At 56.1% G+C, this 24684-nt stretch carries 24 protein-coding genes and 1 pseudogene; 13 read left to right on the top strand and 12 right to left on the bottom strand.

The window, feature by feature from the left end; all coding sequences use genetic code 11:
- The first annotated feature begins 14 nt into the window (after positions 1 to 14).
- Complete coding sequence (locus GOX61_RS09140) at positions 15 to 1310, top strand: MmgE/PrpD family protein (protein WP_170333044.1); 1296 nt, start codon at positions 15 to 17, stop codon at positions 1308 to 1310.
- Here GOX61_RS09140 and pyrC read toward each other — a convergent pair.
- Complete coding sequence (pyrC, locus tag GOX61_RS09145; RefSeq protein ID WP_170333045.1) at positions 1307 to 2344, bottom strand: dihydroorotase; 1038 nt, start codon at positions 2342 to 2344, stop codon at positions 1307 to 1309. The genes GOX61_RS09140 and pyrC overlap by 4 nt on opposite strands.
- A 188-nt stretch (positions 2345 to 2532) precedes the next feature.
- On the opposite strand from pyrC, the gene GOX61_RS09150 reads away from it, so the two are divergent.
- Entirely contained in the window at positions 2533 to 3441 is a 909-nt protein-coding gene (locus GOX61_RS09150) for an AAA family ATPase (RefSeq protein WP_170333047.1), read from the top strand.
- 57 nt (positions 3442 to 3498) lie between these two features.
- On the top strand, positions 3499 to 4755 hold the full coding sequence (locus GOX61_RS09155) for a vWA domain-containing protein (RefSeq protein WP_170333049.1): 1257 nt from the start codon (positions 3499 to 3501) through the stop codon (positions 4753 to 4755).
- 4 nt (positions 4756 to 4759) lie between these two features.
- Here the strand turns inward: GOX61_RS09155 and GOX61_RS09160 are convergent, their stop codons facing one another.
- Positions 4760 to 5260 carry a hypothetical protein gene (locus GOX61_RS09160; RefSeq protein WP_155142036.1) on the bottom strand — a complete coding sequence of 167 codons (501 nt, stop codon included), beginning with the start codon at positions 5258 to 5260 and terminating at the stop codon, positions 4760 to 4762.
- Between the two features lie 194 nt (positions 5261 to 5454).
- Here GOX61_RS09160 and GOX61_RS09165 point away from each other — a divergent pair, with 194 nt between their 5' ends.
- The 7 genes from GOX61_RS09165 (at position 5455) to GOX61_RS09195 (ending at position 12670) form a co-directional block, all read left to right on the top strand.
- Positions 5455 to 6006, top strand: coding sequence for a YeeE/YedE thiosulfate transporter family protein (locus GOX61_RS09165; protein ID WP_170333051.1), 552 nt, complete (start codon positions 5455 to 5457; stop codon positions 6004 to 6006).
- Between the two features lie 3 nt (positions 6007 to 6009).
- Positions 6010 to 6600, top strand: coding sequence for a YeeE/YedE thiosulfate transporter family protein (locus tag GOX61_RS09170; protein WP_170333053.1), 591 nt, complete (start codon positions 6010 to 6012; stop codon positions 6598 to 6600).
- A 135-nt stretch (positions 6601 to 6735) separates the two neighbouring features.
- Positions 6736 to 7704, top strand: a complete 969-nt coding sequence (locus GOX61_RS09175) for an XdhC family protein (RefSeq protein WP_170333055.1) — start codon at positions 6736 to 6738, stop codon at positions 7702 to 7704.
- Positions 7701 to 8702: a molybdopterin-binding protein gene (locus GOX61_RS09180; protein WP_170333057.1), complete on the top strand. Its 1002-nt coding sequence runs from the start codon at positions 7701 to 7703 to the stop codon at positions 8700 to 8702. Before GOX61_RS09175 ends, GOX61_RS09180 begins: the two co-directional genes overlap by 4 nt.
- A 153-nt stretch (positions 8703 to 8855) precedes the next feature.
- Positions 8856 to 9341: a (2Fe-2S)-binding protein gene (locus GOX61_RS09185; protein WP_170333059.1), complete on the top strand. Its 486-nt coding sequence runs from the start codon at positions 8856 to 8858 to the stop codon at positions 9339 to 9341.
- 79 nt (positions 9342 to 9420) lie between these two features.
- Positions 9421 to 11781, top strand: a complete 2361-nt coding sequence (locus tag GOX61_RS09190) for a xanthine dehydrogenase family protein molybdopterin-binding subunit (RefSeq protein ID WP_170333061.1) — start codon at positions 9421 to 9423, stop codon at positions 11779 to 11781.
- A gap of 97 nt (positions 11782 to 11878) precedes the next feature.
- The gene (locus tag GOX61_RS09195) at positions 11879 to 12670 is read left to right on the top strand and encodes an FAD binding domain-containing protein (protein ID WP_155142025.1); all 792 of its coding nucleotides are present in this window, start codon (positions 11879 to 11881) and stop codon (positions 12668 to 12670) included.
- A gap of 47 nt (positions 12671 to 12717) precedes the next feature.
- Here the strand turns inward: GOX61_RS09195 and GOX61_RS09200 are convergent, their stop codons facing one another.
- Positions 12718 to 13617 carry a MurR/RpiR family transcriptional regulator gene (locus GOX61_RS09200; RefSeq protein ID WP_170333064.1) on the bottom strand — a complete coding sequence of 300 codons (900 nt, stop codon included), beginning with the start codon at positions 13615 to 13617 and terminating at the stop codon, positions 12718 to 12720.
- Between the two features lie 88 nt (positions 13618 to 13705).
- On the opposite strand from GOX61_RS09200, the gene GOX61_RS09205 reads away from it, so the two are divergent.
- Together GOX61_RS09205 and GOX61_RS09210 are read left to right on the top strand one after the other, a co-directional pair.
- Positions 13706 to 14491: a 3-keto-5-aminohexanoate cleavage protein gene (locus GOX61_RS09205; protein WP_170333066.1), complete on the top strand. Its 786-nt coding sequence runs from the start codon at positions 13706 to 13708 to the stop codon at positions 14489 to 14491.
- A gap of 1 nt (position 14492) precedes the next feature.
- On the top strand, positions 14493 to 15815 hold the full coding sequence (locus GOX61_RS09210; RefSeq protein WP_170333068.1) for an aspartate aminotransferase family protein: 1323 nt from the start codon (positions 14493 to 14495) through the stop codon (positions 15813 to 15815).
- Between the two features lie 13 nt (positions 15816 to 15828).
- Here GOX61_RS09210 and GOX61_RS09215 read toward each other — a convergent pair whose 3' ends face one another.
- The 8 genes and pseudogenes from GOX61_RS09215 to cobA all read right to left on the bottom strand — a co-directional run.
- On the bottom strand, positions 15829 to 16938 hold the full coding sequence (locus GOX61_RS09215; protein WP_170333070.1) for an aromatic ring-hydroxylating oxygenase subunit alpha: 1110 nt from the start codon (positions 16936 to 16938) through the stop codon (positions 15829 to 15831).
- Between the two features lie 238 nt (positions 16939 to 17176).
- Positions 17177 to 17767 carry a translation initiation factor IF-3 gene (infC, locus tag GOX61_RS09220; protein ID WP_437436574.1) on the bottom strand — a complete coding sequence of 197 codons (591 nt, stop codon included), beginning with the start codon at positions 17765 to 17767 and terminating at the stop codon, positions 17177 to 17179.
- A 115-nt stretch (positions 17768 to 17882) separates the two neighbouring features.
- Positions 17883 to 18716 carry a ferredoxin--NADP reductase gene (locus GOX61_RS09225; protein ID WP_155142060.1) on the bottom strand — a complete coding sequence of 278 codons (834 nt, stop codon included), beginning with the start codon at positions 18714 to 18716 and terminating at the stop codon, positions 17883 to 17885.
- Between the two features lie 108 nt (positions 18717 to 18824).
- A complete protein-coding gene (locus GOX61_RS09230; protein ID WP_155142017.1) occupies positions 18825 to 19232 on the bottom strand; it encodes a DUF934 domain-containing protein in 408 nt (135 codons plus the stop codon).
- Positions 19229 to 19990 (bottom strand): phosphoadenylyl-sulfate reductase, encoded by a 762-nt coding sequence (locus tag GOX61_RS09235; protein WP_170333072.1) that lies wholly within the window; start codon positions 19988 to 19990, stop codon positions 19229 to 19231. Before GOX61_RS09235 ends, GOX61_RS09230 begins: the two co-directional genes overlap by 4 nt.
- Positions 19980 to 21644, bottom strand: coding sequence for a nitrite/sulfite reductase (locus GOX61_RS09240; RefSeq protein WP_170333074.1), 1665 nt, complete (start codon positions 21642 to 21644; stop codon positions 19980 to 19982). Before GOX61_RS09240 ends, GOX61_RS09235 begins: the two co-directional genes overlap by 11 nt.
- Positions 21645 to 21707: 63 nt before the next feature.
- Complete coding sequence (locus tag GOX61_RS09245; protein WP_155142010.1) at positions 21708 to 22022, bottom strand: DUF2849 domain-containing protein; 315 nt, start codon at positions 22020 to 22022, stop codon at positions 21708 to 21710.
- A pseudogene (gene cobA, locus GOX61_RS09250) lies at positions 22022 to 22771 on the bottom strand (uroporphyrinogen-III C-methyltransferase); the annotation flags it as partial. The pseudogene cobA and the gene GOX61_RS09245, both read right to left, overlap by 1 nt.
- A gap of 171 nt (positions 22772 to 22942) precedes the next feature.
- Between cobA and GOX61_RS09255 the strand changes: the two are divergent.
- The gene (locus GOX61_RS09255; RefSeq protein WP_155142006.1) at positions 22943 to 23422 is read left to right on the top strand and encodes an Lrp/AsnC family transcriptional regulator; all 480 of its coding nucleotides are present in this window, start codon (positions 22943 to 22945) and stop codon (positions 23420 to 23422) included.
- A 43-nt stretch (positions 23423 to 23465) separates the two neighbouring features.
- On the opposite strand, the gene GOX61_RS09260 is transcribed toward GOX61_RS09255, so the two are convergent.
- Positions 23466 to 24647 (bottom strand): cytochrome P450, encoded by a 1182-nt coding sequence (locus GOX61_RS09260; protein ID WP_170333077.1) that lies wholly within the window; start codon positions 24645 to 24647, stop codon positions 23466 to 23468.
- Between the last annotated feature and the right edge of the window lie 37 nt (positions 24648 to 24684).

Consider the following 24684-nt stretch of genomic DNA (forward strand, 5'->3'; position numbering starts at 1 on the left):
CTAGACTGCGCCGCATGACTGATCTGACCACTGCATTTGCCGAGTTTGCGACGGGGCCTGTTTCGACAACGCTCCAGACCCGAATTGTCACTTCTTTGTCCGCGCTGGATTGGCTGGCCGTGGGACAGGCGGGGGCCGAAGAACCGGTTTCGCGGATCATCCGGGAAATGGTTCTGGCTGAAGGCGGTGCAGAACAGGCCAGAATCTTTGGCGGCGGAGCGGCTCCGTTGCGTGCGGCGGCTTTGGCGAACGGGACCATCTCGCATGCGCTGGATTATGACGACACCCATTTCGCACATATCGGTCATCCATCTGTTGCGGTGTTTCCGGCTACTCTGGCTGTTGCCACGTGGGGAGATAAACCAATCGTAGATCTGCTCGAGGCAGCACTTGTCGGGATGGAGCTGTCCATTCGCCTTGGGCTTTGGCTGGGCCGGGATCATTATCAGGCCGGGTTTCACCAGACCGCCACTGCCGGTGCTTTTGGGGCAACGGCAGCTGCAGGGCGTGTCTTGGGCTTCAATCCCTCGCAAATGCGACAGGCTTTGGGGCTGACCGCTACACGTGCGGCCGGCCTGAAGGCGCAGTTTGGAACGATGGGTAAACCCTACAATGCCGGTCTTGCTTCATCTGCAGGCGTAGAAACGGCATTGCTGATTCACCGGGGTTTCGAGCCGAACGATAACGCGCTGGAGGGGCAATACGGCTTTGGTACGACTCATAAGGGTGCTGATGACCTTTCAGCCGCTCTCGAAGGGATCGGGGACGAGTGGTTGTTTGAAAGTGTCAGCCATAAGTTTCATGCTTGTTGCCACGGCCTTCACGCAGCGCTGGAGGCAGCGCGTGATCTCGACATAGCTGAGCCCGAAGTGGCCGAGATCAAGGCCAAGACTCATCCGCGTTGGATGAGTGTTTGCAACCAGTTGTCGCCAACGACAGGTCTGGGGGCCAAGTTCTCGTACCGTACGGTGATCGCGATGCTCGCAATCGGGTATGATACTGCCTTGCCAGAAAACTTTTCGGACAAAACATGCGCCGACCCACGTTTGCGTTCCCTGCGGGATCGGATCACGGTCGAAGCGGATGACGGGCTGTCTGAAACGCAGGCCCATCTGTCATTGCTGCGTCGTGACGGTATTCGGAGGGAGGCAACGCATGACTTGCTGGCGCCGATGTCACTGTCAGATCGCGAGGATCGGGTGCGCGAAAAAGCGTCGAAGCTGATTGGCAGCGAAGAGGCCGACGCGATCTGGTCAATGCTGCGCACCGGAGGGCGCGCAGCAGAACTGTCTGACAGGCTTGAGGGTTAGACCACGCGCCAGTGCAGAGGGAAGCCGGGATCGAATACCGTCACCGGGCCATCACCGCTTTCGATTTTTGAGGGATACTCAACGGGTTCACCTTTGGTCAGGGTGATGCTGCCCTCATTCACAGGCAGACGGTAAAATGCGGGACCGTTCAGCGAGGTGAAGCCTTCCAGCTTGTCCAGCGCGTCAGCCCGGTCGAACATTTCTGCCACCAGTGACATCGTGTTTGTTGCCGTAAAGCAACCGGCGCAGCCACAGGCCATTTCCTTGTTTGCATCGGTGTGCGGTGCACTGTCAGTGCCAAGGAAGAACCTCGCATCGCCCGAGGTTGCTGCAGCCAGCAATGCCAGCCGATGCTCTTCCCGTTTGGCAACAGGCAGGCAGTAGTAGTGCGGTTTGATGCCGCCCACCAGAATGTGGTTGCGGTTGATGATCAGGTGATGCGCGGTGATTGTGGCACCCAGATCAGCCTCATTCGCCTTGACGTAGTCGACGCCGTTTGAGGTGGTGATGTGTTCCATTACCACACGCAACCCGGGGGTCGATTTTCGGATCGGATCAAGCACTCGATCGATGAACACTGCCTCGCGATCGAAGATGTCGATTTCTGGATCGGTCACCTCGCCATGAACGCAAAGGGGCAGACCGATTTCGGCCATCTTCTCGAGTACGGGACGAACCTTGTCGAAATCGCGAACACCCGAGGCCGAATTGGTGGTGGCACCCGCAGGGTAGAGCTTGACCGCCTTCACCAATCCGCTGGCATGTGCCGCGGCGACATCTTCGGCGTCAGAATCCTCGGTCAGATACAGGGTCATCAACGGTTCGAACGTCATATCATCGGGCAGCGCGGCCATAATGCGGTCGCGGTAAGCAGCGGCCTGATCCCCGGTCACGACCGGGGGCACCAGGTTTGGCATGATGATGGCGCGGCCAAAGTGGCGGGCGGTTTCGGGCAGGACGGCCTGCAGCATGGCGCCATCGCGCAGATGCAGATGCCAGTCGTCGGGGCGGCGGATCGTGAGGGTATCGGTCATGCCCCTTCCGCTAGCACAGCCGCCGGGGGCATTAAAGGCAAACCAATGCCCTAGCGGTCAAATGATTGGCGGCTTGGTGCGACTGAAATACTTGCCAATCCACCATCGCGCCGTAAGTCCTTTGGGGAACACGGTCTTGACGCACAGGCGCTGGCATGACCTGTTGTGCGAGGAGGAGAGACAAGGTCATGACGCAGGCGAATTCTATTGATGCGGTTCAGAGTATGCTTGGCGAACAGGGCTATGTTTGCGGGCGATCGCTGGCTACGGTGGTTTTCTTGTCTCTGAAACTGGGGCGCCCCTTGTTTCTTGAGGGTGAAGCGGGTGTTGGGAAGACCGAGATTGCCAAAGCGCTGGCTGCTGGGCTGAACCGACGACTAATCCGGTTGCAGTGCTATGAAGGGCTGGATGCATCCTCGGCTGTCTACGAATGGAACTTTCCGGCGCAAATGGTGGCTATTCGCACTGCCGAGGCGTCAGGTGGTGCGGATCGCGGATCGTTACAGTCAGAGTTATTCTCGGACGAATATCTGATCGAACGTCCTTTGTTGCAGGCCATGCGGCCGGATGAAAATGGTGCACCTGTCCTGCTGATTGACGAACTGGATCGCACGGACGAGCCGTTTGAGGCATTTCTGCTTGAGGCTTTGAGTGATTTTCAGGTGACGATCCCCGAATTGGGAACGGTTCATGCACCCGAGTCGCCCATCGTCATCGTTACCTCGAACCGTACACGCGAAGTGCACGACGCCCTGAAACGCCGTTGCCTGTATCATTGGGTCGACTATCCGGATTTTGATCGTGAGATCGAAATCCTGCATGCACGTGCACCGGAAGCTGCCGAGACGCTGAGCCGAGAAGTGGTCGCCTTTGTGCAGCGCCTGCGTACAGAAGACCTGTTCAAAAAGCCCGGTGTGGCCGAGACCATCGATTGGGCGAAGTGCCTCCTGGCGCTTGATGTCATCAATCTAAGCCCCGAGGTCATCGGTGACACGCTGGGGGCGATCCTGAAATATCAGGACGACATTCAGAAGCTGCAAGGATCTGAAGCCAAGCGTATTCTGGATCAGGCGAAAGCTTCGCTGGAACCAGCATAATGCATCATCTTTATTCAGAAACTGATGGGGTTGGCGGCGGAGCCTCCATAAGGTCTGATGGCTGAACAGCTCTCACTGGATATCCCCTCCGATCCAAAGCTGGCGCAGAATATCACTCATTTTGCGCGGGCATTGCGAAAGGCTGGACTACCGATCGGAACAGGAAGGGTTGTCGATGCAATCCGCGCCGTCGAGGCAGCAGGTTTCACAAAAAAGCAGGATTTCTACTGGACCCTTCACGCCTGTTTTGTGAACCGGCCTGAACATCGAACTGTTTTTGCTCAGGTGTTTCGTCTGTACTGGCGTGACCCTCGATATCTGGAGCATATGATGTCGATGATGCTGCCGGCCATTCGGGGTGTTCAGAAAGAACGCACGGCGGATGCCGGAGAAAAGCGGGCGGCTGAGGCTTTGCTGGATGGGGTGGATCGCGATCTTCCTGATATCGCTGAACAAGAGGGTGAAACAGAAATCGAGATTGATGCGACGCAGACTGCGTCTAGCGAAGAACGCTTGCGCAATCTGGATTTCGAACAAATGAGTACAGAAGAGGTGGCGCAGGCCAAACGTATTCTGTCGCGCCTCAACCTGCCGGTAAAACCCATCAATTCGCGTCGCGGGCAGGCCAGTCATCTGGGTCATCGAATTGATCGTGCGCGAACACTCCGTTCGGCAATGCGTCAGGGGGGCGAGCTACGGGATATCGCCCGTCTGCAGCCCAAACCCCGCTGGCCCAATCTGGTTGCCTTGTGCGATATCTCAGGGTCAATGAGCCAGTACAGCAGGATTATCCTGCATTTCCTCCATACGGTTTCAAATGCCAAAGGGGCGGGTTGGGCCAAAGTTCACGCTTTTACCTTTGGAACGCGTCTGACCAACATTACCCGTCATCTGCATCAAAGGGATGTCGATGCTGCACTTGCTGCCGCTGGTGCAGAAGCACAGGATTGGGAGGGGGGCACACGGATCGGGGATTGCCTGCATCAATTCAATCGCGACTGGTCGCGCCGTGTCATGGGGCAGGGCGCAGTTGTTCTGCTGATCACTGATGGCTTGGAACGTGGCGCACCGGAGGAACTGGAAAAAGAGATTGAGCGACTACATCTGTCGTCACGCCGACTGATCTGGCTCAATCCTTTGCTCAGATGGGATGGATTTGCGCCCAAAGCTCAGGGGATCATGACGATGCTGCCACATGTCGATAGCTTCCGTGCAGGTCATTCCATCGCCTCACTCGAGGATCTGGCGAACGTCATCTCAAAGCCTGATGATGAGGGAGAGAAAGCGCGACTGCTGGCCGCGCTTTCTGCCTGATGGATTACCCAAGCTGCTTTTCGTTGCACTCGCGCGCCATTTCCATGGCTTTGTAAGTGCCGGTCAGATCGACGGTGAATGCGAATTCCTTTTCGGGGAACACGACCATGACCTTTTGTTTTGCAATGTCATCAGCGAATTGGGGATCGTCTGACAGGACATATCCACCTGAATAACCCTTGGTGATGTTGCCTTTCATGCCTGTGGCTTCGCCAACATAGATATTGTCGCCCAGCAGAATGGCCACGGCCTCTTTTTCACCGCGCTTGATATCGGTTTTGGCCTTGGTGAAGACACCGACATAGCCAACGCTGCGATCTTCGGTCAGACCCATCTGAACCACGTTTTCAGCGTCATCAACGGCTTCAATCAGGCAGGATTTCTTTTCGTTATCGACGAAGACCTTCCAGCCTTCGACTTCACCATAGCGTACAAATGTATCAGCCCAAGCGGCGGTCGAAGCCAAAAGACCAATTGCCGTTCCCAGTGTAAGAATGCGTTTCAACTCTTTGTCTCCATTTTAAAATTCTTGATGGTGTGACGAGGGCGGAAGTCACCCTGTACAAGCGCAAGCTAGTGTTTGCGTAAGTCACAATCAATGCTCAGAACATTTGAATGCGACTTGATTTAAATCATTCACAAAGTTGAATGTATTATGTATTCCGTATTTAGAATGTAATAGCGCGAAGGAATCAAACCGTGCCACTCAACTGGAAATTAGGCGGCGTTCTGCTGGGCCTTGTCTTTTTTATGGCGGTCCTGCTGGTCAAGCCAATTGGTGTGTCAACGCAGTTCGTCATTCTCGACGGCATTGTGGCTGACGCCGTCAACCCGAGCCTCGTGACCGCAACGGACCAGGGATACACTTCGACAAATGCCTATCTGGCCAAATCTGATGGCAAGTATGCCAAAGCTGTCTCAAACCCGTTGAACTATTCCTTCGTGTTTGTGGTGGCCATGATGCTGGGTGGGTTTTTGTCTGCAATGTTTCGCGGCGGCATTGAAGCTTCCGATCGCAGCATTCCAGCGCTTTGGAGGGCTAACTTCGGCGACTGTGCAAAGAAGCGATACGCAGCAGCTTTTCTTGGTGGTTTTATTGTCCTGTATGGTGCGCGGTTGGCAGGCGGGTGCACCTCAGGCCACATGATGTCCGGCATGATGCAGACAGCTGTCAGCGGCTACATTTTCGCTGCCGGTGCTTTTGTCGCAGCGATCCCGGTATCTCTGATCATGTTCAAAAAGGAGGCCTGATCCATGACCTCGATCTTTCTTGCTTTGGTGATTGGTGCAGCCTTCGGCGCAGTGCTTGATCGTGTAGGGGCGTCCAACCCTACAATCATCAACCGGATGCTGAATCTAACGAACATCAACCTTGCGAAGTCTATCCTGCTGGCCATCGGCACGGGTTCCATCCTTATGTTTGGTGGACAAATGCTCGGGCTGGTCGATGTGGGGCACATGTCTGTGAAAACAGCCTATGTAGGCGTGTTTATCGGTGGCCTCTTGCTGGGCGCAGGCTGGGCCGTTTCCGGATATTGCCCGGGGACTGGTGTGGTTGCTGCAGCGTCAGGGCGCAAAGATGCATTGTTTTTTATTGCCGGAGGATTGCTGGGGGCTGCTGCTTACATGATGACCTACCCGGCCTGGAAAGCGTCTGGCCTGCTCGACAAGATTGCAGGCGGCAAAGTGACCCTGGGGACGGTCCCGGGTTCCGGATACGAGGGTCTGTCATTATTGCCCGGCGATATCGTTGGCATCGTGATGGGATTGGCCTTCATCGCAATCGCGTTTGCTTTGCCAGAAAGGCTGATTGGACAAACGGTACAAGCGCAACCAGCGGAATAGACCCAACGAAACATGCGAGGCGCAGTGAGATGGACACGCCCTCGCATCGCGGCCCGGCGTCCCGTGATACTGCCGGGCCGCTTTTCATTGCGCCAAACCTACCTATGTTGGTCCATGAAATTCCCGGAGGTTTTCATGGATCGATTCGACAACAGCCCCGAGACAGCGTTGGATTGGTATCGCAATGGGAGTGGTGCCGCATTGGCCACGGTTGTTCAGACTTGGGGCAGTGCGCCACGACGTGTGGGATCGCAGCTGGTGATCAGTGGCGACGGCCGCATCGAAGGTTCTGTTTCGGGCGGTTGTGTCGAAGGTGCAGTTATTGTCGAAGCACTGGAGGCCATCGAAGAGGGCGAGGCGCGTCTGCTCGAATTCGGGGTCAGTGACGAAGACGCCTTTGCGGTAGGTTTGGCCTGTGGCGGAACGATCCGGGTGTTGGTTGAACCTGTGGGGTCGGTCCTTCCCGAACCGATGTTGGCCGAACTGGTTGCAGCACGCGCGCGGCGCGAGCCTTTGGCGTATGAGGTCAACGTGGAGACCGGGCAACGCGCATTGCGCCGAAATGCATATGCCGACCGACTGCGCATGGACCGGTCTGGTTTTGAAGAGGATGGTCAGACATTTGTGGCCGTTCACAACCCGCCATTGCGTCTGATCGTAGTGGGCGCTGTTCACATCGCGCAAGCGCTTGTGCCAATGGCCCGGATAGCCGGATATGATCCGGCGATCGTGGACCCACGCGAGACATTTGCATCCAGTTCGAGATTTCCGGGCGAGACGATTCTGACAGATTGGCCGGATGAAGCGGTCGCCAAACTGGGGCTGGACACGCGCACTGCAGTGGTTTTGCTGACCCACGATCCCAAGCTTGATGATCCTGCGTTGGAGGCCGCTCTTGAGGCGGACGTTTTCTACATTGGGGCGCTGGGTTCGACACGCACACATGCCAAGCGTGTTGAACGTATGAAGGAAACTGGCTTCAAGGTTGAACAGATTGACCGGATTCATGGTCCGATTGGCTTGGATATTGGCGCAGCGGGACCATCGGAAATCGCAGTGGCCATTCTTGCACAAATGACAGCCGTGCTTCGGGGTAAAGCATGAAGTTTGGTCCGGTACCGGTTTCTGAGGCTGCGGGCGCAATTCTTGCACATTCCGTCAAAGCCGGAGACCAAAAACTCCGCAAAGGGCTTGAACTGACAAACCAGCATATCAGCGTGTTGGAGAAGGCAGGCCATTCTGAGGTCATCGTCGCGAGGCTGGAGCCAGGTGATTGCCACGAAGATGAAGCAGCCCGAATGCTTGCTGCTGCATTGGCACCGGAACCAGCACAGGTGAACCTTCGCGTGACAGAGCCGTTTACCGGTCGTGTGAACCTTTTGGCCGATGGACCGGGGGTTGTTGTACTGAATACCGCTGCACTGCAACGATTCAATCTGGTTAACCCGATGATCACCGTTGCTACTGTTCCGCAGTATCAACAAATGGGTGCGGGGGGGATGGTCGCGACAATCAAGGTCATTTCCTATGCTGTACCCGGTTCAGACGTCATGCATGCTGCGCGTTTGGCTCAGGATTCGATCCGATTGGCAGCGCCCGTTCACAGAACAGCAGGCCTGATCGTCACCGACATTCCGGGTGGACCACCGAACGAAAAGGGCATCGCTGCGATACGGGGGCGGGTAGAGGCCCTGGGTATGGACCTCAGCGATATCAAGATCGTTCCGCATCGTGTTGATGAATTGGCCGCTGCTGTATCTGACCTGCAGGGCGATGTCGCAATGATCCTGACTGGATCCGCAACGTCGGATGAGAACGATGTCGCGCCAAGCGCGGTGAGGGCAGCCGGAGGGTTCGTGGATCGGTTTGGAATGCCGGTCGATCCCGGCAATCTTTTGTTCATAGGGGCGCTGGAAAACAAACCGGTCATCGGTCTGCCGGGCTGTGCGCGATCACCGGCGCTGAATGGGGCTGATTGGGTGCTGTCCCGGGTCGCCTGCGGTATTGCGACCACAGGCGAAGACATCGCTGGCATGGGAGTCGGCGGTTTGCTCAAGGAAATTCCCACCAGACCTCAGCCGAGGGCTGGCAAAGGGAAGTGACGTAGCGGCAGATTTGACCGCTGCGACTGCCACTATAGCTGGTGGAGATCATGAGACTGAAATGCCTCAAAAAACGGCAAATATTTTTGTTCTCAAACAAATTTTCCCGTGTTTAACTCGACGTGAGGAAAAAATACCAAATGGGAGGAGCTTATGACACAGGTCTCAATGACCGTGAACGGAAAGTCCGTGAGCGGTGATGTCGAGGGCCGGACTTTGCTGTCCAGCTTTCTACGTGAACACCTGTCGCTGACCGGAACGCATGTCGGATGCGATACTGCACAATGCGGCGCATGCGTGGTGCATGTGAATGGCGAGGCGGTAAAATCCTGCAACATGCTGGCGCTTGAAGCAAACGGCGCGGATGTGGGCACGATTGAAGGGCAGGCCAACGCGGATGGTTCGCTGAATGTGATCCAACAAGCGTTTCAGGATCATCATGGTTTGCAATGCGGTTTTTGCACACCGGGAATGGTGATGAGCGCAGCGGCCCTGCTGAAAGAGAATCCGCGCCCGACAGAATCCGAAATACGTAAGTATCTGGAGGGCAATCTGTGTCGCTGTACCGGATACCACAACATCGTCAAAGCGATCATGGCCGCATCCGGTCAGGACGTCAGCAGCATCGCTGCGGAATGATGCCGCTGCGGGCGTGAGGAGGACGCCCGTGGGATGACATAGGGTGCACCAGCATCCGTTTATGGGAGGAGAACAAGCAATGCCCAAAGACAGTGGCATCGGAGCCAGTTCCAAGCGACGCGAAGACGTACGCTTTCTGACCGGAGCGGGCAATTACACCGACGACATCAACGTACATGGCCAGGCCTATGTACATTTTCTGCGGTCCGACATAGCGCATGGACGGATCAAAAGTATCGACACGTCTGCAGCTGAAGGCATGCCGGGCGTGGTCAAGGTTTTCACCGGCAAGGATTTCGAAGGTGTGGGCGGGATGCCCTGCGGTTGGGAAGTGACCGACAAGCACGGCGCACCCATGCAAGAGCCGCCGCACCCCATTTTGGCACAGGGCAAGGTGCGCCATGTGGGCGATCCGATTGCGGCCGTTGTGGCAGACAGCCTCGAACAGGCCCGTGATGCGGCCGAGGCGATCGATCTGGATATCGAAGAACTGCCGGCTGTCATGAACATGAAGGCCGCTGCTCAGGATGGGTCGACGCTGGTTCATGACGATCTGAAGAACAACATCTGCTATGACTGGCAATTGGGTGAGACGGACGACGCCAAGGTCGATGAGGTCTTTGCCAACGCAGCCCACGTAACGACTCTGGATCTGGTCAACAACCGCCTCGTCGCCAACCCGATGGAGCCGCGCGTGGCGGTCGGTGAGTATAAGCGTGGTACGGACGAATACACGCTCTTCACCACTTCGCAAAACCCGCATGTGATCCGATTGCTGATGTGCGCTTTTGTTCTGGGCCTGCCCGAACATAAAGTGCGCGTGGTGGCCCCGGACGTGGGCGGCGGTTTTGGCACAAAGATCTTCCACTATGCGGAAGAGGCGTTCTGCACCTTTGCCGCCAAGGCCTGTAATCGGCCGGTTAAGTGGACCTCAAGCAGGTCCGAAGCGTTTATGTCCGATGCCCATGGCCGCGACCATGTCAGCAAGATCGAACTGGCGCTGGATGCAGACAACAACTTCATCGGCCTGCGCACCAACACCTATGCGAACCTTGGTGCGTATCTGTCGACCTTCTCCAGCTCGGTTCCGACCTGGCTGCACGGTACCTTGATGGCAGGTAACTACAAGACACCGGTCATTCAGGTGAATGTGAAGGCGATGTTTACCAACACGGTGCCGGTGGACGCTTATCGCGGCGCAGGCCGTCCCGAAGCGACTTATCAGCTGGAACGTGTCGTCGATAAGGCAGCACGAGAGTTGGGCGTCGATCCGATTGCCCTGCGCCGTCAGAACTTTGTCACCCAGTTCCCCTATGACACGCCGGTTGCGCTGACCTATGACACCGGGGACTATAACGGGACGATGGACAAGCTTGAAGCCGCTGCCGATCTGGCAGGCTTTGCCGCGCGTCGGGCGAAAAGCGAGGCGAATGGCAAGCTGCGTGGCCTTGGCATCAACTGCTATATCGAGGCCTGCGGCATCGCACCTTCGAACATCGTCGGTATGCTGGGGGCCCGCGCAGGTCTCTATGATGCCGCAACCGTTCGGGTAAATGCCACCGGTTCGATCAGCGTCATGGTCGGTGCGCACAGCCACGGGCAGGGGCATGAGACGGCCTTCCCGCAGGTTGTGGCTGACATGATCGGTATCGACGAGTCGATGGTCGAGATCGTGCATGGCGATACCTCGAAAATCCCGTTTGGCATGGGTACCTATGGCTCGCGTTCGCTGGCGGTCTGTGGCTCGGCAATGGTCAAAGCGACTGAAAAGGTGATCGAGAAGGCCAAGAAGATCGCGGCCCACCTGTTGGAAGCCTCCGAGGCGGATATCGAGCTGAAGGACGGTCAGTTCAGCGTCGCAGGCACCGACAAATCGGTGGCTTGGGGCGATGTGACCCTGACAGCCTATGTGCCGCACAACTATCCGCTGGAGGTTGAACCCGGGCTGGAGGAGACCGCGTTTTACGACCCGGCGAACTTTACCTTCCCGGCAGGTGCTTATGCCTGTGAGGTCGAGGTTGACCCCGAGACCGGTCAGGTGACCATCGAGGCCTTCACCGCCGCCGATGACTTTGGCAACATCATCAACCCGATGATTGTTGACGGTCAGGTGCATGGCGGTATCGGTCAGGGCATCGGACAGGCGCTGCTTGAAAACTGTGCCTATGATGAAAACGGTCAGCTGCTGAGCGCATCCTTCATGGACTATGCAATGCCGCGTGCCGATGATCTGCCGTTTTATGAGGTTGATCATTCCAGCCAGACCCCATGCACCCACAATCCGCTGGGTGTGAAAGGGTGTGGTGAGGCAGGAGCCATCGGTTCTCCGCCTGCAGTGGTCAATGCTGTTATCGATGCGTTGAACTCGGGTGGAAAGGCTGTCGATCACATCGATATGCCTGTCAGCCCATCGCGTGTCTGGGCGGCAATGAACAGTTGAATGGAGAGGGTGGACCGGGGGCTTTGCCTCCCGAACCTCCGAAGTATCTATAGCCAGATGAAGAACGGATCTGCGTTCTTCGGAAAGGAAAAGCGAAATGTATAGTTTCGAGTTCGAAAAACCCTCGACCATCGCGGACGCCGTTGCCGCGCTTGGGGCCGAGGATGCTCAGGCATTGGGAGGTGGACAGACACTCATCCCGACGCTGAAGCAAAGATTGGCCGCACCAACAACTTTGGTCAGCCTAAGCAGTATCCCCGAGATGCAGGGTGTTTGTGTCGAAGATGACGGCTCACTTGCTATTGGCGGGGCAACGACACATGCAACGGTCGCTGCAGAGACAGCAGACAAATATGCAGCGCTGTCCGATCTTGCCGGTCATATCGGTGATCCCGCTGTACGTAATCGGGGTACTATCGGCGGCTCACTTGCCAACAACGACCCGGCGGCCTGCTATCCGGCAGCGGCATTGGGGTCGGGCGCAACAATCATCACCAACAACCGCAGTGTGTCAGCAGATGATTTCTTTCAGGGCATGTTCACAACTGCACTGGATGAGGGTGAGATCATCACGACCGTCCACTTCCCGATTCCGCAAGCAGCGAGCTATCAGAAGTTCCTGCAACCGGCGTCCCGATTTGCACTAGTTGGTGTTTTCCTCGCTCGATTTGCCGATGGGGTGCGTGTAGCGGTGACTGGTGCCAGCGAAGATGGCGTGTTCCGCTGGTCAGAAGCAGAAGAGGCGTTGAACAAAGAGTTTCGACCAGATGCGCTGATGGATCTGAAGATCAATCCGATGAACATGATCGGGGATTTGCATGGCAGCAAGGAATACCGTGCGCATCTTGTTGGCGTCATGACCAAACGTGCTGTTGAAGCCTGCATCTGAACGGTTGAACAAATCGATCCAAAGCCCCGGAGTTTTCTTCGGGGCTTTTATTTTCGCCTGATCTTGGGGCGCGGTGCTGCGCGCCAATACGCACCGGTATCTTCCCGAGCCGTCTGATACTCTTCAACACGCTGACGCGCAGCATCGCCGTTGGCTTCGAAAAGATGTCCTAACAGGCACTCCAGAACGGCCATGGCGCCGGAAAAGCTGGAGAAATGATGTTGAGAGCGGGTGCTGATTTTCAGCACGACGTCAGGCTCAAGCCCAGGTGCGACTACATCGCTATCGGACAACATTATGATCTTTGCACCCCGATCACGGGCGAAACGCATCGATTGAATGGTATCAGCGGAATAGGGATGGACCGTTATGGCAAAGAGGCAATCATTCTGATCTGCCTTAAGCAAATCGTCGATCGCTGACCCCATATGCCGTGGGATCAATTGAAGCCCCGGATGCGCCATGCGACCGGCATAGTGAAAGTAATAGGCTAAGGCGTAGCTGGCGCGGGTCGCGGTTACAAAGCATCGGTCGGCAGAAGTGATCAATTCAACGGCCTGCTTTACTCTGTCGGGTTCAGACAGACGAAGCGAACGCGTGACGACGTTCAGTTCGTTCCGGGCAAATACTGCTTGCGATGCGGCAAATGAATCACCGCCCTGCATTCTTGATAGCCAGTCTTGTCCAAGCAGGAGCTCGCGGTCGGTTACAAGATCCTGCCGAAAGGGGTGGCGGAAGGCTTCGAACCCTTCAAACCCCAGATAATGCGCCAGCCGCACTATAACATTTGTGCTGACGCCAATCTTATCTGCACTTACCCGTATTGGGTCGATCCCGAAATCAGCAGGATGATCTATTATGTACTTGGTCGCCGCCTGAAGTTGCGCAGGCATCTGGTCGATTTCGCGGCGAAGCCGGTCGATCAGTTGGGTCGTTGTCTGTGTCATAAAGAGAAAAAAACATATGTTTTGAAATAAGCAAGTTGAAAACGTTCTCTCAACAGATACATCGGCTTTGATCCATGGAGGCGGAGCTATGTCTGGCATCAAACAACAACACGAAGATTCAAGCAGCGGAGTGGTTTTGCCGTATATCCTGGTTGCTCCGAACGGAGCGCGAAGAGGCCATGATGATCACGCTGGTCTTCCTGTAACTCTGGATGAAATCGTCGATACAGCTCGTGCGTGTTCCGAGGTTGGGGCAAATGGATTGCATTTGCATGTGCGCGATGACCTGGGTGCACATTCACTGGATGCAGAACGGTACCGCGAGACAATCGCCGAGGTGCAGCGGGCGGTTCCCTCGATGGATATCCAGATCACTACCGAAGCTGCCGGTGTTTTTGATGTTCCGGCTCAATTCGAATGCCTGAAGAAAGTGCAACCCAGTTGGGCCTCGATCTCGATACGTGAGATTGCGCGAATGCCCGAAATGGCTGAAAGCGTTTACGCGTTGTGCGCGGATCAGGGTACGCGCGTTCAGCATATTCTGTATGACGCTGCTGATGCAGAGTTGTTGAGCGAGTGGCAACGCATCGGAACTGTTCGTGCCGATCAGGTCGACCGTCTGTTGGTGCTGGGACGTTATTCCACAGATCAGGAATCGACGCCCGAAGATCTCGATCGTTTTCCGACGCATCAAGACCCATGGATGATCTGCGCGTTTGGATCGCAGGAACATGATTGTCTGCAAGCGGCTGCGCTCCGCGGTGCGGATGTAAGAGTTGGATTTGAGAACAGCCTGACCAACCCAGAGGGTAAACCCTGGACGGATAACGCGGCATCGGTCGCAGCGCTGGTCAATCGTTTGAAAGGAATTTGAAATGAGCCACGTATTTCCACGCCATACAAAATCGGTGCTTCCTGTCGCAGCGGGTGGAGATGGATGTTACCTGATTGACAATCAGGGCAAACGGTATCTGGATTGTGGTGATGCCGCAGTTTCCTGTCTTGGACACTCCAACCCTGCGGTGATCAAGGCGGTTCAGGATCAGGTTGAACAAATTGCCTTTGCGCATACCGGGTTCATGACCTCGGAACCGGCCGAAGAGCTGGCGGACTTGCTGATTGAACATGCGCCCGGTGACCTGGACCGAGTGTATTTTGTTTCGGGCGGCTCAGAAGCAACCGAAGCGGCGATCAAACTGGCCCGTCAGTACTATCTCGAGATCGGTCAGCCTGAACGCCGTCATGTTATCGCTCGGAGACAGAGCTATCATGGGAATACACTGGGTGCTTTGTCGGCTGGCGGCAATGCATGGCGACGTGCGCAGTTCGCGCCTATGCTGATCGACATGACCCATATCTCGGCTTGCTACGAGTATGCTGAAAAGCCTGAAGATGAGAGCAGCTTTGACTATGGCCAGCGGATCGCCAATGAGCTGGAGGCTGAAATTCTGCGTCTGGGTCCTGACACCGTGATGGCCTTTATGGCCGAGCCGGTGGTTGGAGCAACTCTTGGTGCTGTCCCTGCGGTGGACGGTTATTTCAAACGGATCCGCGAAATCTGTGATCAGTATGGGGTGTTGCTGATCCTTGATGAGGTCATGTGTGGTATGGGTCGGATAGGACATCTGTTTGCCTGTGATCACGACGGGGTGGCGCCGGATATCCTGTGTATTGCCAAGGGATTGGGGGCTGGTTATCAGCCGATCGGTGCGATGATGTGCACAGGTAAAATCTATGATGCGATCCGTGATGGTTCGGGCTTTTTTCAGCACGGGCACACCTATATCGGTCACCCGGTTGCAACAGCTGCCGCTCTGGCCGTGGTTCGCGAACTGACCGGGCGCGAACTACCTGCGCGTGCTGGTGTGATGGGCGAAAAGCTACAATCCGCGCTGGAGGCCGCTTTCGGCCAACATCCCAACATCGGCGATATTCGCGGCAGGGGTTTGTTCCGTGGGATTGAGATTGTAGCCGACCGTGAAACACGTGCCCCGTTTGACCCCGCGCTAGGGATTGCCGGAAAGATCAAAAAGGCAGCCTTGGCCGAAGGTTTGATTTGCTATCCGATGTCCGGGACGCGCGATGGTAAGATCGGCGATCACGTTTTGCTTGCGCCGCCATTCATCATCGAGGATGCGCAGATCGACGAGCTTGTCAGCAAGCTATCGAAGGCAATCGACGTTTCGCTGCCAGCTTAAGAGAACAATAAAATCAGAGGGCGGTGTCGCCCATGGCCCTCTGATAATGCTCATTGAATGCCATGATCGGATGCTCAGACTGAGATGAGCATGCATCGTCAACCACAAGTGCACCGTAACCTAACGCTCCGCTTTCGAGCCCACGCTGCACCGAATCCACGATCGGGCCGTCTTCGGCAAAGGTGGTAGTGCGATGCTGTAGAATGATCTCGCGCTCGACGTCGTTTGGTTCGGACGCGGGCAGCCACCAGTCAACCTCGATCTTTGTCCTGTTCACGCCAAGCGGTTTCCAGCGGTAGGTGTTCACGATGCCGCCGGGATAAACTTGAAGTGCGAACAGAGGAAAGAACCACCAGGTTAGAAACTTGTCGGTGCGCGCCTCGGGGTCGGCGACATAGCTGTAGGATTTTTGCGAGTCCGGTCGGGCAGGGCTGGCGTGTCGAATGCCATAGTCAAAGCCACGGGTCCGGTATTGGTCAGGATCGACAACGCCGGAAGTCAGCGTCTTGTGAACCACCGCGCAGTGGTAGCATTCGTTGAAATTCTCGGCGACCACCTTCCAGTTGGCCTGTGCAAGCCGTTCCGTCCGGTCCGCGCGTTTGTAGCTGGCAAGATTGGGGGCATAGTCCGAAATCTCGCTTAGGGCGCTTTGAGCCAGATCTGCCATCGGTCGCGCTTCGGGGTCGAGGTTTACCAGAATCAATCCAAAGAACATTTCAACCAGAACCGGTCGCAGCTTGTACTGGCTTTTGTCGAACCCCGGAAAGGCCGTAGCGTTTGGGGCGGCGCGCAGCTGACCCGTCGTGTCGTAGGTCCACGCGTGATAGGGGCAGGTCATCTTCTTGGTGCAGCCCTTGCCGTTCAGCAATTCGTGGCCGCGATGCACGCAGACATTGTAGAAGGCGCGGACTTTGCCATCCTGCCCGCGAATGACAATCACAGAAACACCGCTGATATCTTCAACGACATAGTCTCCAAAGTTCGGAATATCTGTTGCGTGCCCAACCAATTGCCACGCTCGCTTGAAGATCAGGTCGCGTTCTTGGGTGAATATGCCTTCGTCACAATACGCCCGGGCAGGAAGCGATTGGTACACGCCGCCGGAAAAAGACATCTCACCCATAGCCGCCTCCTTTGTCTGGTCGCACCAGATTGAGGCAAAAGAGGATTCTGAGCTTTTCACTTTGCGCCAATCAATCGTCGAAATCAGAGTGCCTGAAATCGACACTCCGTCGGTTTCAGACTTTCTGAATTTGTTGATTGGCTGCTGGCGTTACAAATCGCGCCAATTGAATTTCCGGTGAACAAAAAACCCTGCCAGAGTGTCTCTGACAGGGTTCGAAACTGGATATCCGCAGTAATTACTTTTGCGGAAGAGGGCCAATCATCATGATCATCTGACGACCTTCCATCTTCGGCATGTTTTCAACTTTGCCGATTTCCTTGATATCTTCAGCTACGCGTTCCAGCAGTTCTCGGCCCAGATTCTGGTGTGCCATCTCACGTCCGCGGAAACGCAGGGTCACTTTGACCTTGTCGCCGTTTTCGAGAAACTTAACCACGTTGCGCATTTTGACGTCATAGTCATGCGTGTCGGTGTTGGGCCGGAACTTGACCTCTTTCACCTCGATGATTTTCTGCTTCTTACGGGCTTCGCTTTCGCGCTTCTGCTGCTCATATTTGAACTTGCCGAAGTCCATGATCTTGCAGACCGGCGGGTTCGCGTTGGGCGAGATCTCGACCAGATCAAGTCCGGCATCTGCAGCCATCTGTATGGCTTTGGCGGGATGAACCACTCCGACATTTTCGCCTTCGGCACCAATCAGTCGAATTTCGGGGGCACGGATCTTGTCATTGACGCGAGGGCCGGTGTCTCTTTGCGGCGGCGCGTTGTGAGGTCTGCGGGCTATGGGTTCATTCCTTTGATGATTGCAGAATTTCGAGCCCGGAATTTAGACTGCCCCGGGCGGTGTTTCAAGCGCCATAAACGCGGAAACAGCTGATTTTCGCGGGTTTCACGATAGTTAGTAGACCGGTCAGAGATCGATTCTCTGACCGGTAAGCAATTTAACCCACAAAGGCTTTTTCGATAACGAACTCTTTGGGATCCGAATTTGCGCCTTCGCGCAGGCCGAATTCCTCAAGGATCGCCTTGATATCGTGGTTGAACGCGAGGCTGCCACAGACCATTGCGCGATCCGTCTCCGCCTGAATGCCACCTTCGATGCCCAGATCTGCAAAGACAGTACCGTCTTTCAGCAATTCGGTGATGCGGCCCATCTTGGGGCTCTCTTCCCGTGTGGTGGTCGGGTAGTAACGGATCTTGTCGGCAAAGCCTTCGCCCATCAGTTCAGCCAGCATCTCGTCCTGACGGATGTTTTCAATCAGCTGACGACCGTATTCCAGTTCAGCGACCTCTCGGCAGGTATGGGTGATGATGATCTCGTCGTAGTCCTCGTAGGTCTGCGGCTCGCGCAGAAGCGAAGCAAACGGCGCAAATCCAGTACCGGTCGCAAAGAACCACAGACGCTTACCTGGCAGAAGCGCGTCGTGCACCAGTGTGCCAACAGGCTTGGGCCGCAGGATGATCTGATCACCCGGCTTGATGTGCTGCAGTTTCGAAGTCAGCGGGCCATCCTGAACCTTGATCGAATAGAACTCCAGTTCTTCGTCCCAAGACGGCGAGGCGATGGAGTAGGCCCGCAGCAGCGGCTTGCCGTTGTCGCCCAGCAGGCCGATCATCACGAATTCGCCCGAGCGGAACCGCAGCGAGGCAGGGCGTGAGACCTTGAACGAGAACAAGCTGTCGGTCCAGTGCTTCACATCAAGTACGGTTTGTGCGTCCGGAAGGACAGGGGCCTTTACGGCAGTTGCTTCGGTCACGGATTTCATCTCTGTCATCGTTTCACTATCGGTCTGCTTAACCGACATCTCCGTTTAATCTTTGATCCAAGTCAGGAAAAGGGGGCAAGTTGCCCCCATTTCGTCACAAGCTGGCGATTGGCGGGATTATCCGCGCAGGCGGGCCTGATAGTTATGGCTTTGCCAATCAGAACGGGCAAGCCACTGATCCTCGGGCTGGCGGGTGGCCAGAGCGTTGTCGATTTCAACCTCGTCGAATCCGCTACGGCGCGCCATTGCATATTGGTCAGCCAGGACGTGACCTTTGGCGCGTAGACGGCCTGTGTAGCCTTTCAGGCGCAACACGCGTGCGATTGTGAACCCACGTCCGTCTGCTGAAGACGGAAAGTCCACACGTACCATTTTAGCGCTGCCCAGTCGGTCGATCAGCTCATCGGGGTCGGTATCAGATGCCACGTCCAGCGCAACGACGTCGTTTGCGGCGTCTTCCAACGTGACGTAGCCATCGGTCCAATCATCAGGCGAAAAGCCTTCATCAGTTACGATTACGTTCATTGTATCTCTCCTGCGCGTACCATCTTGCCGTCGACAAAATGGATGCCGCATTCTTCCTTGTTCTGATCACGCCAGCGTCCGGCGCGGGGGTCTTCACCTTCTTTGACTGGCGAAGTGCAGGGGGCACAGCCGATCGAAGGGTATCCTTTGGCCACCAGCGGGTGCCGGGGCAGGCGGTTTTCGTCCATATAGGCGCGAACATCTTCTGGCGCCCAATGGGCCAACGGGTTGACCTTGATGCGTCCGGTGCCGTCCTCGACCTCAAAGAACTCAAGTTCGGCACGGGTGCCGGACTGAAATCGCTTGCGTCCTGAGATCCAGCCACAATACCCGCTCAGCGCCCGTTGCAGAGGAAACGTCTTGCGCAAGTTGCAGCAAGCGTCGGTATCGCGCAGGTGCAGTGCACCGTAGGGATCATCACGCTCAACATCTTCGTCATCAGCCCGGATGATTTTGACGTTGGTCAGACCCAAACGTTCACTGACTTCCTGCTGATACTCCAATGTTTCGGTGAACAGCATCTGCGTGTCGATGAACAGGACAGGCGTGGCTTTGTCGACCACTGCCGCCATATGCAGCAACACAACCGATTCCGCACCAAAGCTGGAGACCAGAGCAAGCTCTTCGATTTCCTGCAACGCGCCATGCATAACGTCATGGGCACTGTGGTGGCGGAACTGGGCGTTCAGCGCGTCGACCTTTTCGGTAAGTTCCGCGCGGTCTGCACCCAGTTCCGTCTGGATCAGGTCAAGCGGCATTGGCCTGCGCCTCGGGGTAAAGCGCCGCTTTGAACGGTGCCATGCCAACGCGGCGGTAGGTCTGCAAGAACGTCTCCTCTGCGCTGTCACGCTGGTTCAGATAGGCGTCGACGATACGTTCCACGGCAGGCACGATCTCGTCGTAAGCAAAGCCAGGACCGGTGCGATCACCAACAGCAGCGGTCTCTGTTGCGTCTCCACCCAGAGTGATCTGATAGTTCTCGACGCCTGCGCGATCCAGGCCAAGGATTCCGATGTGACCCACGTGGTGGTGACCACATGCGTTGATGCAGCCTGAAATCTTGATCTTCAGGTGACCGATGTCATGCTCAAGCTTCAGCTCGTCAAAGCGGGTCGCAATCTCTTGCGCAACCGGGATCGAACGGGCGGTCGCCAGCGCGCAGTAGTCCATGCCAGGGCAGGCGATGATGTCGCTGATCAGGCCGATATTGGCTGTGGCCAGCTCATACTCTTTCAGCTTCGCGTGGATCGCAGGCAGGTCCGACTTGTGGACATGCGGCAGAATCACGTTCTGCTCATGGCTGATGCGCAGCTCGTCATAGGCGAACTCTTCGGCCAGGTCGGCCATCACGCGCATCTGCTCGGCAGTCGCATCACCCGGCGTCTGGCCGTGCTTCTTGATCGAGATCGTGACGATCGCATGGTCCGCGTTCTTGTGCGGCGCGATGTTGGTGTCGACCCACGAACGGAAGACCGGATCGTTGGTATAGGCGCTTTCGAACGACGCAACCGAACCTTCACGGAAGGCCGGAGGCGCAAAGTGGCCTTTGATCTCATCCAGCAGAGCCATATCGGCGCCCTTGAACTGCGGGCGAACTTGCAGGAATCGCTCATTCACCTTGGCGCGGATGGCGTCAATGCCATGCTCATGCACGGTGATTTTGATGCGCGCTTTGTATTTGTTGTCGCGGCGGCCGATCTGGTTCCACACGGAAACAGTGGCTTCCAGATAAGCCAGCAGGTCGTCAAAGGCGACGAATTCGGACAGTTCCTTGCCGATCATCGGGGTACGGCCCAGACCACCGCCCACGATAACGCGCGCACCCAGAACGCCGTCATGCTCGACCAATTGCAGGCCGATGTCATGCGCTTTGATCACGGCACGGTCGTTTTCCGAACCGGTGATGGCGATCTTGAACTTACGCGGCATGAACTGGAATTCCGGATGGTCGGTGGACCACTGACGCAGAAGTTCAGCGTATGGGCGCGGGTCAGCGACTTCGTCCGCGGCGGCACCGGCGAAATGGTCGGCAGTCACGTTGCGGATGGTGTTGCCCGAGGTCTGGATGGCGTGCATGCCAACCTCAGCCAGCGCGTCCAGCATGTCTGGCACGTCGTTCAGTTTCGGCCAGTTGTACTGGATGTTCTGGCGCGTGGTGAAATGGCCATAGCCCTTGTCCCACTTCTCGGCCAGCAGAGCCAATTGGCGCATCTGTGCGCTGGAAAGGGTGCCGTACGGGATCGCAACACGCAGCATGTAGGCGTGCAACTGCAGGTACAGACCGTTCATCAGACGCAGAGGTTTGAATTCGTCTTCGGTCAGCGAGCCGTCAATGCGGCGCTCGACCTGAGCACGGAATTGGGCGTTACGCTCTGCCAGAAAATCTTTGTCAAACTCGGAGTAGCGATACATGTCTAGCTGTCCTTTTTTGCAGCCCCGGATCCGGGGCCATATAGGGGAGAGAGGGGCCTGAGGTCAGACCCGGGGCTGCTGGGAAGATTCCTGTTTGCCGTGGGCATAGTTGGACGGACCAGTTCGGCGGAAGTCCTCCCGAAAATGGGTGGGTTCCGGGCCGTTCTCACCAGCTACGGCGTCAGCCAGATAGGCACCCACGATCTTGCTGACCTGACGCTCGGCATCCAGCAGGCGCACCTGCGCATGTGCCTCGTCAGTGATCAGCTCTGCTTCGCTCAGGTCACGAGACCAGCGATCATCTTCGGTCAGATAAATCACGTCGCCTTCCAGCAAGTCATTTGCGGTGACGACTTTGGGGGTAAAAGCGCGGGCCATCAGGCAAGCTCCTTGTTGAATTCAGTTGCGGCTTTGGCCGCGTCGCGCGGGGCAAGGCCGTAAAATGTAAGGGCAGGGCCATCGAGTTCGGCAGCTGCCAGATCGGTGGGCAATTGGTCGAGTGTTGTCGCCACAACGCGCTGGTCCGGGCGTGAGGCATTTTCGACCAGTGTCACAGGCGTGGCTCGATCAGCGCCGTGCATGATCAGACGACCCTGAATGAAACGGGCGGATTTTTTACTCATGTAGATTGCGGCCACAGAACCGGGGCGCGCCAGCGCCGTCCAGTCGTGATCTGCAAATCCCTTCATGTCATGGCCAGTCAGGAACCGGACCGAGGAGTTGCGCCCGCGCCGTGTCAGGCTTTGACCAATTCCGGCGACTGCGGCTGATGCAGCAGTAATGCCGGGTACGATGTTCCACGAAACGCCTGCTGCGTCGAGCGCATCGATTTCTTCGTCCAGTCGTCCAAAGATAGTGGCATCACCTGATTTCAGGCGAACAACGCGCAGACCTTTAAGTGCGTATTCGACCAGAAGCGCATCAATGTCTTCCTGTTTCCAGGAAGGGCCGAAACCAGCTTTTCCTACATCGACCAGTTCAGCGGTTTGGCCTGCCAACAGCAGAATCTCATCGCTGATAAGACGATCATGCAACACGACATCCGCCGCCTCGAAAGCGGTCAGCGCTTTGAGGGTCAGCAATTCGGGATCACCGGGGCCTGCGCCGACGAAATCGACGTGACCTGCGTGCCCTTGTGTCTGCGTAACCTGCATTGGAGTGCCTTGGCGTTTGTTTGACTTGACCTGCAATATAGGAAATATTCCCGGTCATGCGCCATATATCCGCACAAATAAGGACATACGTTCTGTATGCGGTGTAAAGCGGGACGCGAGTTTTGAATTGGAAGGAAAATTGGGATGTCAGTGCGAATAGACGACACGGATCGGAAAATTCTGGCCGAGTTGCAGCGCGACGCCAGTCAGTCGTTGGATGAGATTGCGGCCAGAGTTGGCAGTTCCAAGACGCCGGTCTGGAATCGAATTCGCAAGTTGAAGGGGGCCGGTGTCATCGGTCAGCAGACCGTGCTTTTGGATGCAGAGGCGCTGGGTTTTGAGGCGACGTTCTTTGTTCTGATCAGAACTTCTGAACACGAAGCGGAGTGGCAACGGCGTTTCTTGAAAGCGCTGCGTGACCGACCCGAAGTTCAGGAGGCACACAGGCTTGCCGGTGACATTGATTACATCCTGAAAGTACGTGTGAAGAACGCCCGTGCTTATGACGCATTCTACCAGACACTGATCTCAGAAGTGCGCGTGCACAATGTGACGGCATTGCTTTCCATGGAAGAAATCAAATCCACTACGATGCTGCCCTTGAATGCGCTGACCGAATCCTGAACCCCGATCCGCAGACAATCAAAACATCAGGGGATATCTGAAGTCAGATCTGAACCATCAGTTTTGTCAGCCCATGAAAGTGATAGCTGTTGGAATACTCAGGTGCCTCGGCCAAGCGAAGGCCAGGGCAACGCTCAAACAGGATTGGCAGCGCAATACGCATCTCTAGACGGGCGAGTGGTGCGCCGACGCAAAAGTGAAGACCACCGCCAAAGCTGGTGTTGGTCTTTATCGAGCGTGTCGGATCAAATTTATCCGGATCGTTCCAGATCGAAGGATCGCGATTTGCAGCGCCCAATAACAAGGCGACCTGATCACCGCGAGAGAACCGGTGCCCGTAAAGTTCCACATCCTCATATGCATAGCGCGTGAACATATGAAGCGGTGGGTCAATTCTCAGGATTTCCTCAATGGTGTTATCGATCGTGTCTGGCATCAAAGACTCTGCACCCGCCCCGGTTTCCAGCAGCGTTTTGACACCATTTCCCAACGAGTGGACCGTTGCCTCATGTCCGGCATTGAGCAGCAGGATGCAGGTTGCAATCAGTTCATCACGCGAGAGCTTCTCACCATCTTCTTCGGCTGCAATCAGGCGAGTTATCAGATCATCGCGCGGTTCGGTTCGACGTTTCCCGATGTACTCATCAAGGAAATCCGTGAATTCCTGTGAGGACTGCGCTGCTACATCCTCGGTCTGGCCCGTTCTGCTAGCCTGATACATTGCCACCATGTCATGCGACCACCGCAGCAGATGCGGAGACATCTCTTCCGGCACACCCAGCAATCGACAGATGGTGATGACCGGAACTTGTATGCAATAAGCGTCCAGCAGGTCGAATGGTTCTTGTGGGAACGTGTCGATCAATTCGTGGCAAAGATCTTCGATTCCGGGCGCAAGGGCCGCTATTGCCCGTGAAGTAAATGCCCGAAGTACCAATGAGCGCAACCTTGTATGGCGGGGCGGCTCAGCCTCCAGCAAAGAGTGCTTTTCGACCAGTAACCAAGGGGCGAGGTGAGCGGGACCTTCAACCTCCAGTTCCGCTGGAACCTCACGTCCAAACCTGCGATCCCGAAACAGAGACTGAACCGCCTCGTGCGAAACGGCCGCGGGCATTTCGTATTCATCCCAATAGACAAGATCGCCATAGCCGCGGGCCCGGTCGTAGAACGGGTAGGGGTTCTGCACAAATTCAGGATCAGTCGGGGATTGGGAGAGTGTCTTCATGCGGCGCAGACTTGCCATGGGGCGCAGCGAATGCAAG

The organism is Ruegeria arenilitoris, assembly GCF_013030265.1.
Classification (GTDB): Bacteria; Pseudomonadota; Alphaproteobacteria; order Rhodobacterales; family Rhodobacteraceae; genus Ruegeria; species Ruegeria arenilitoris_E.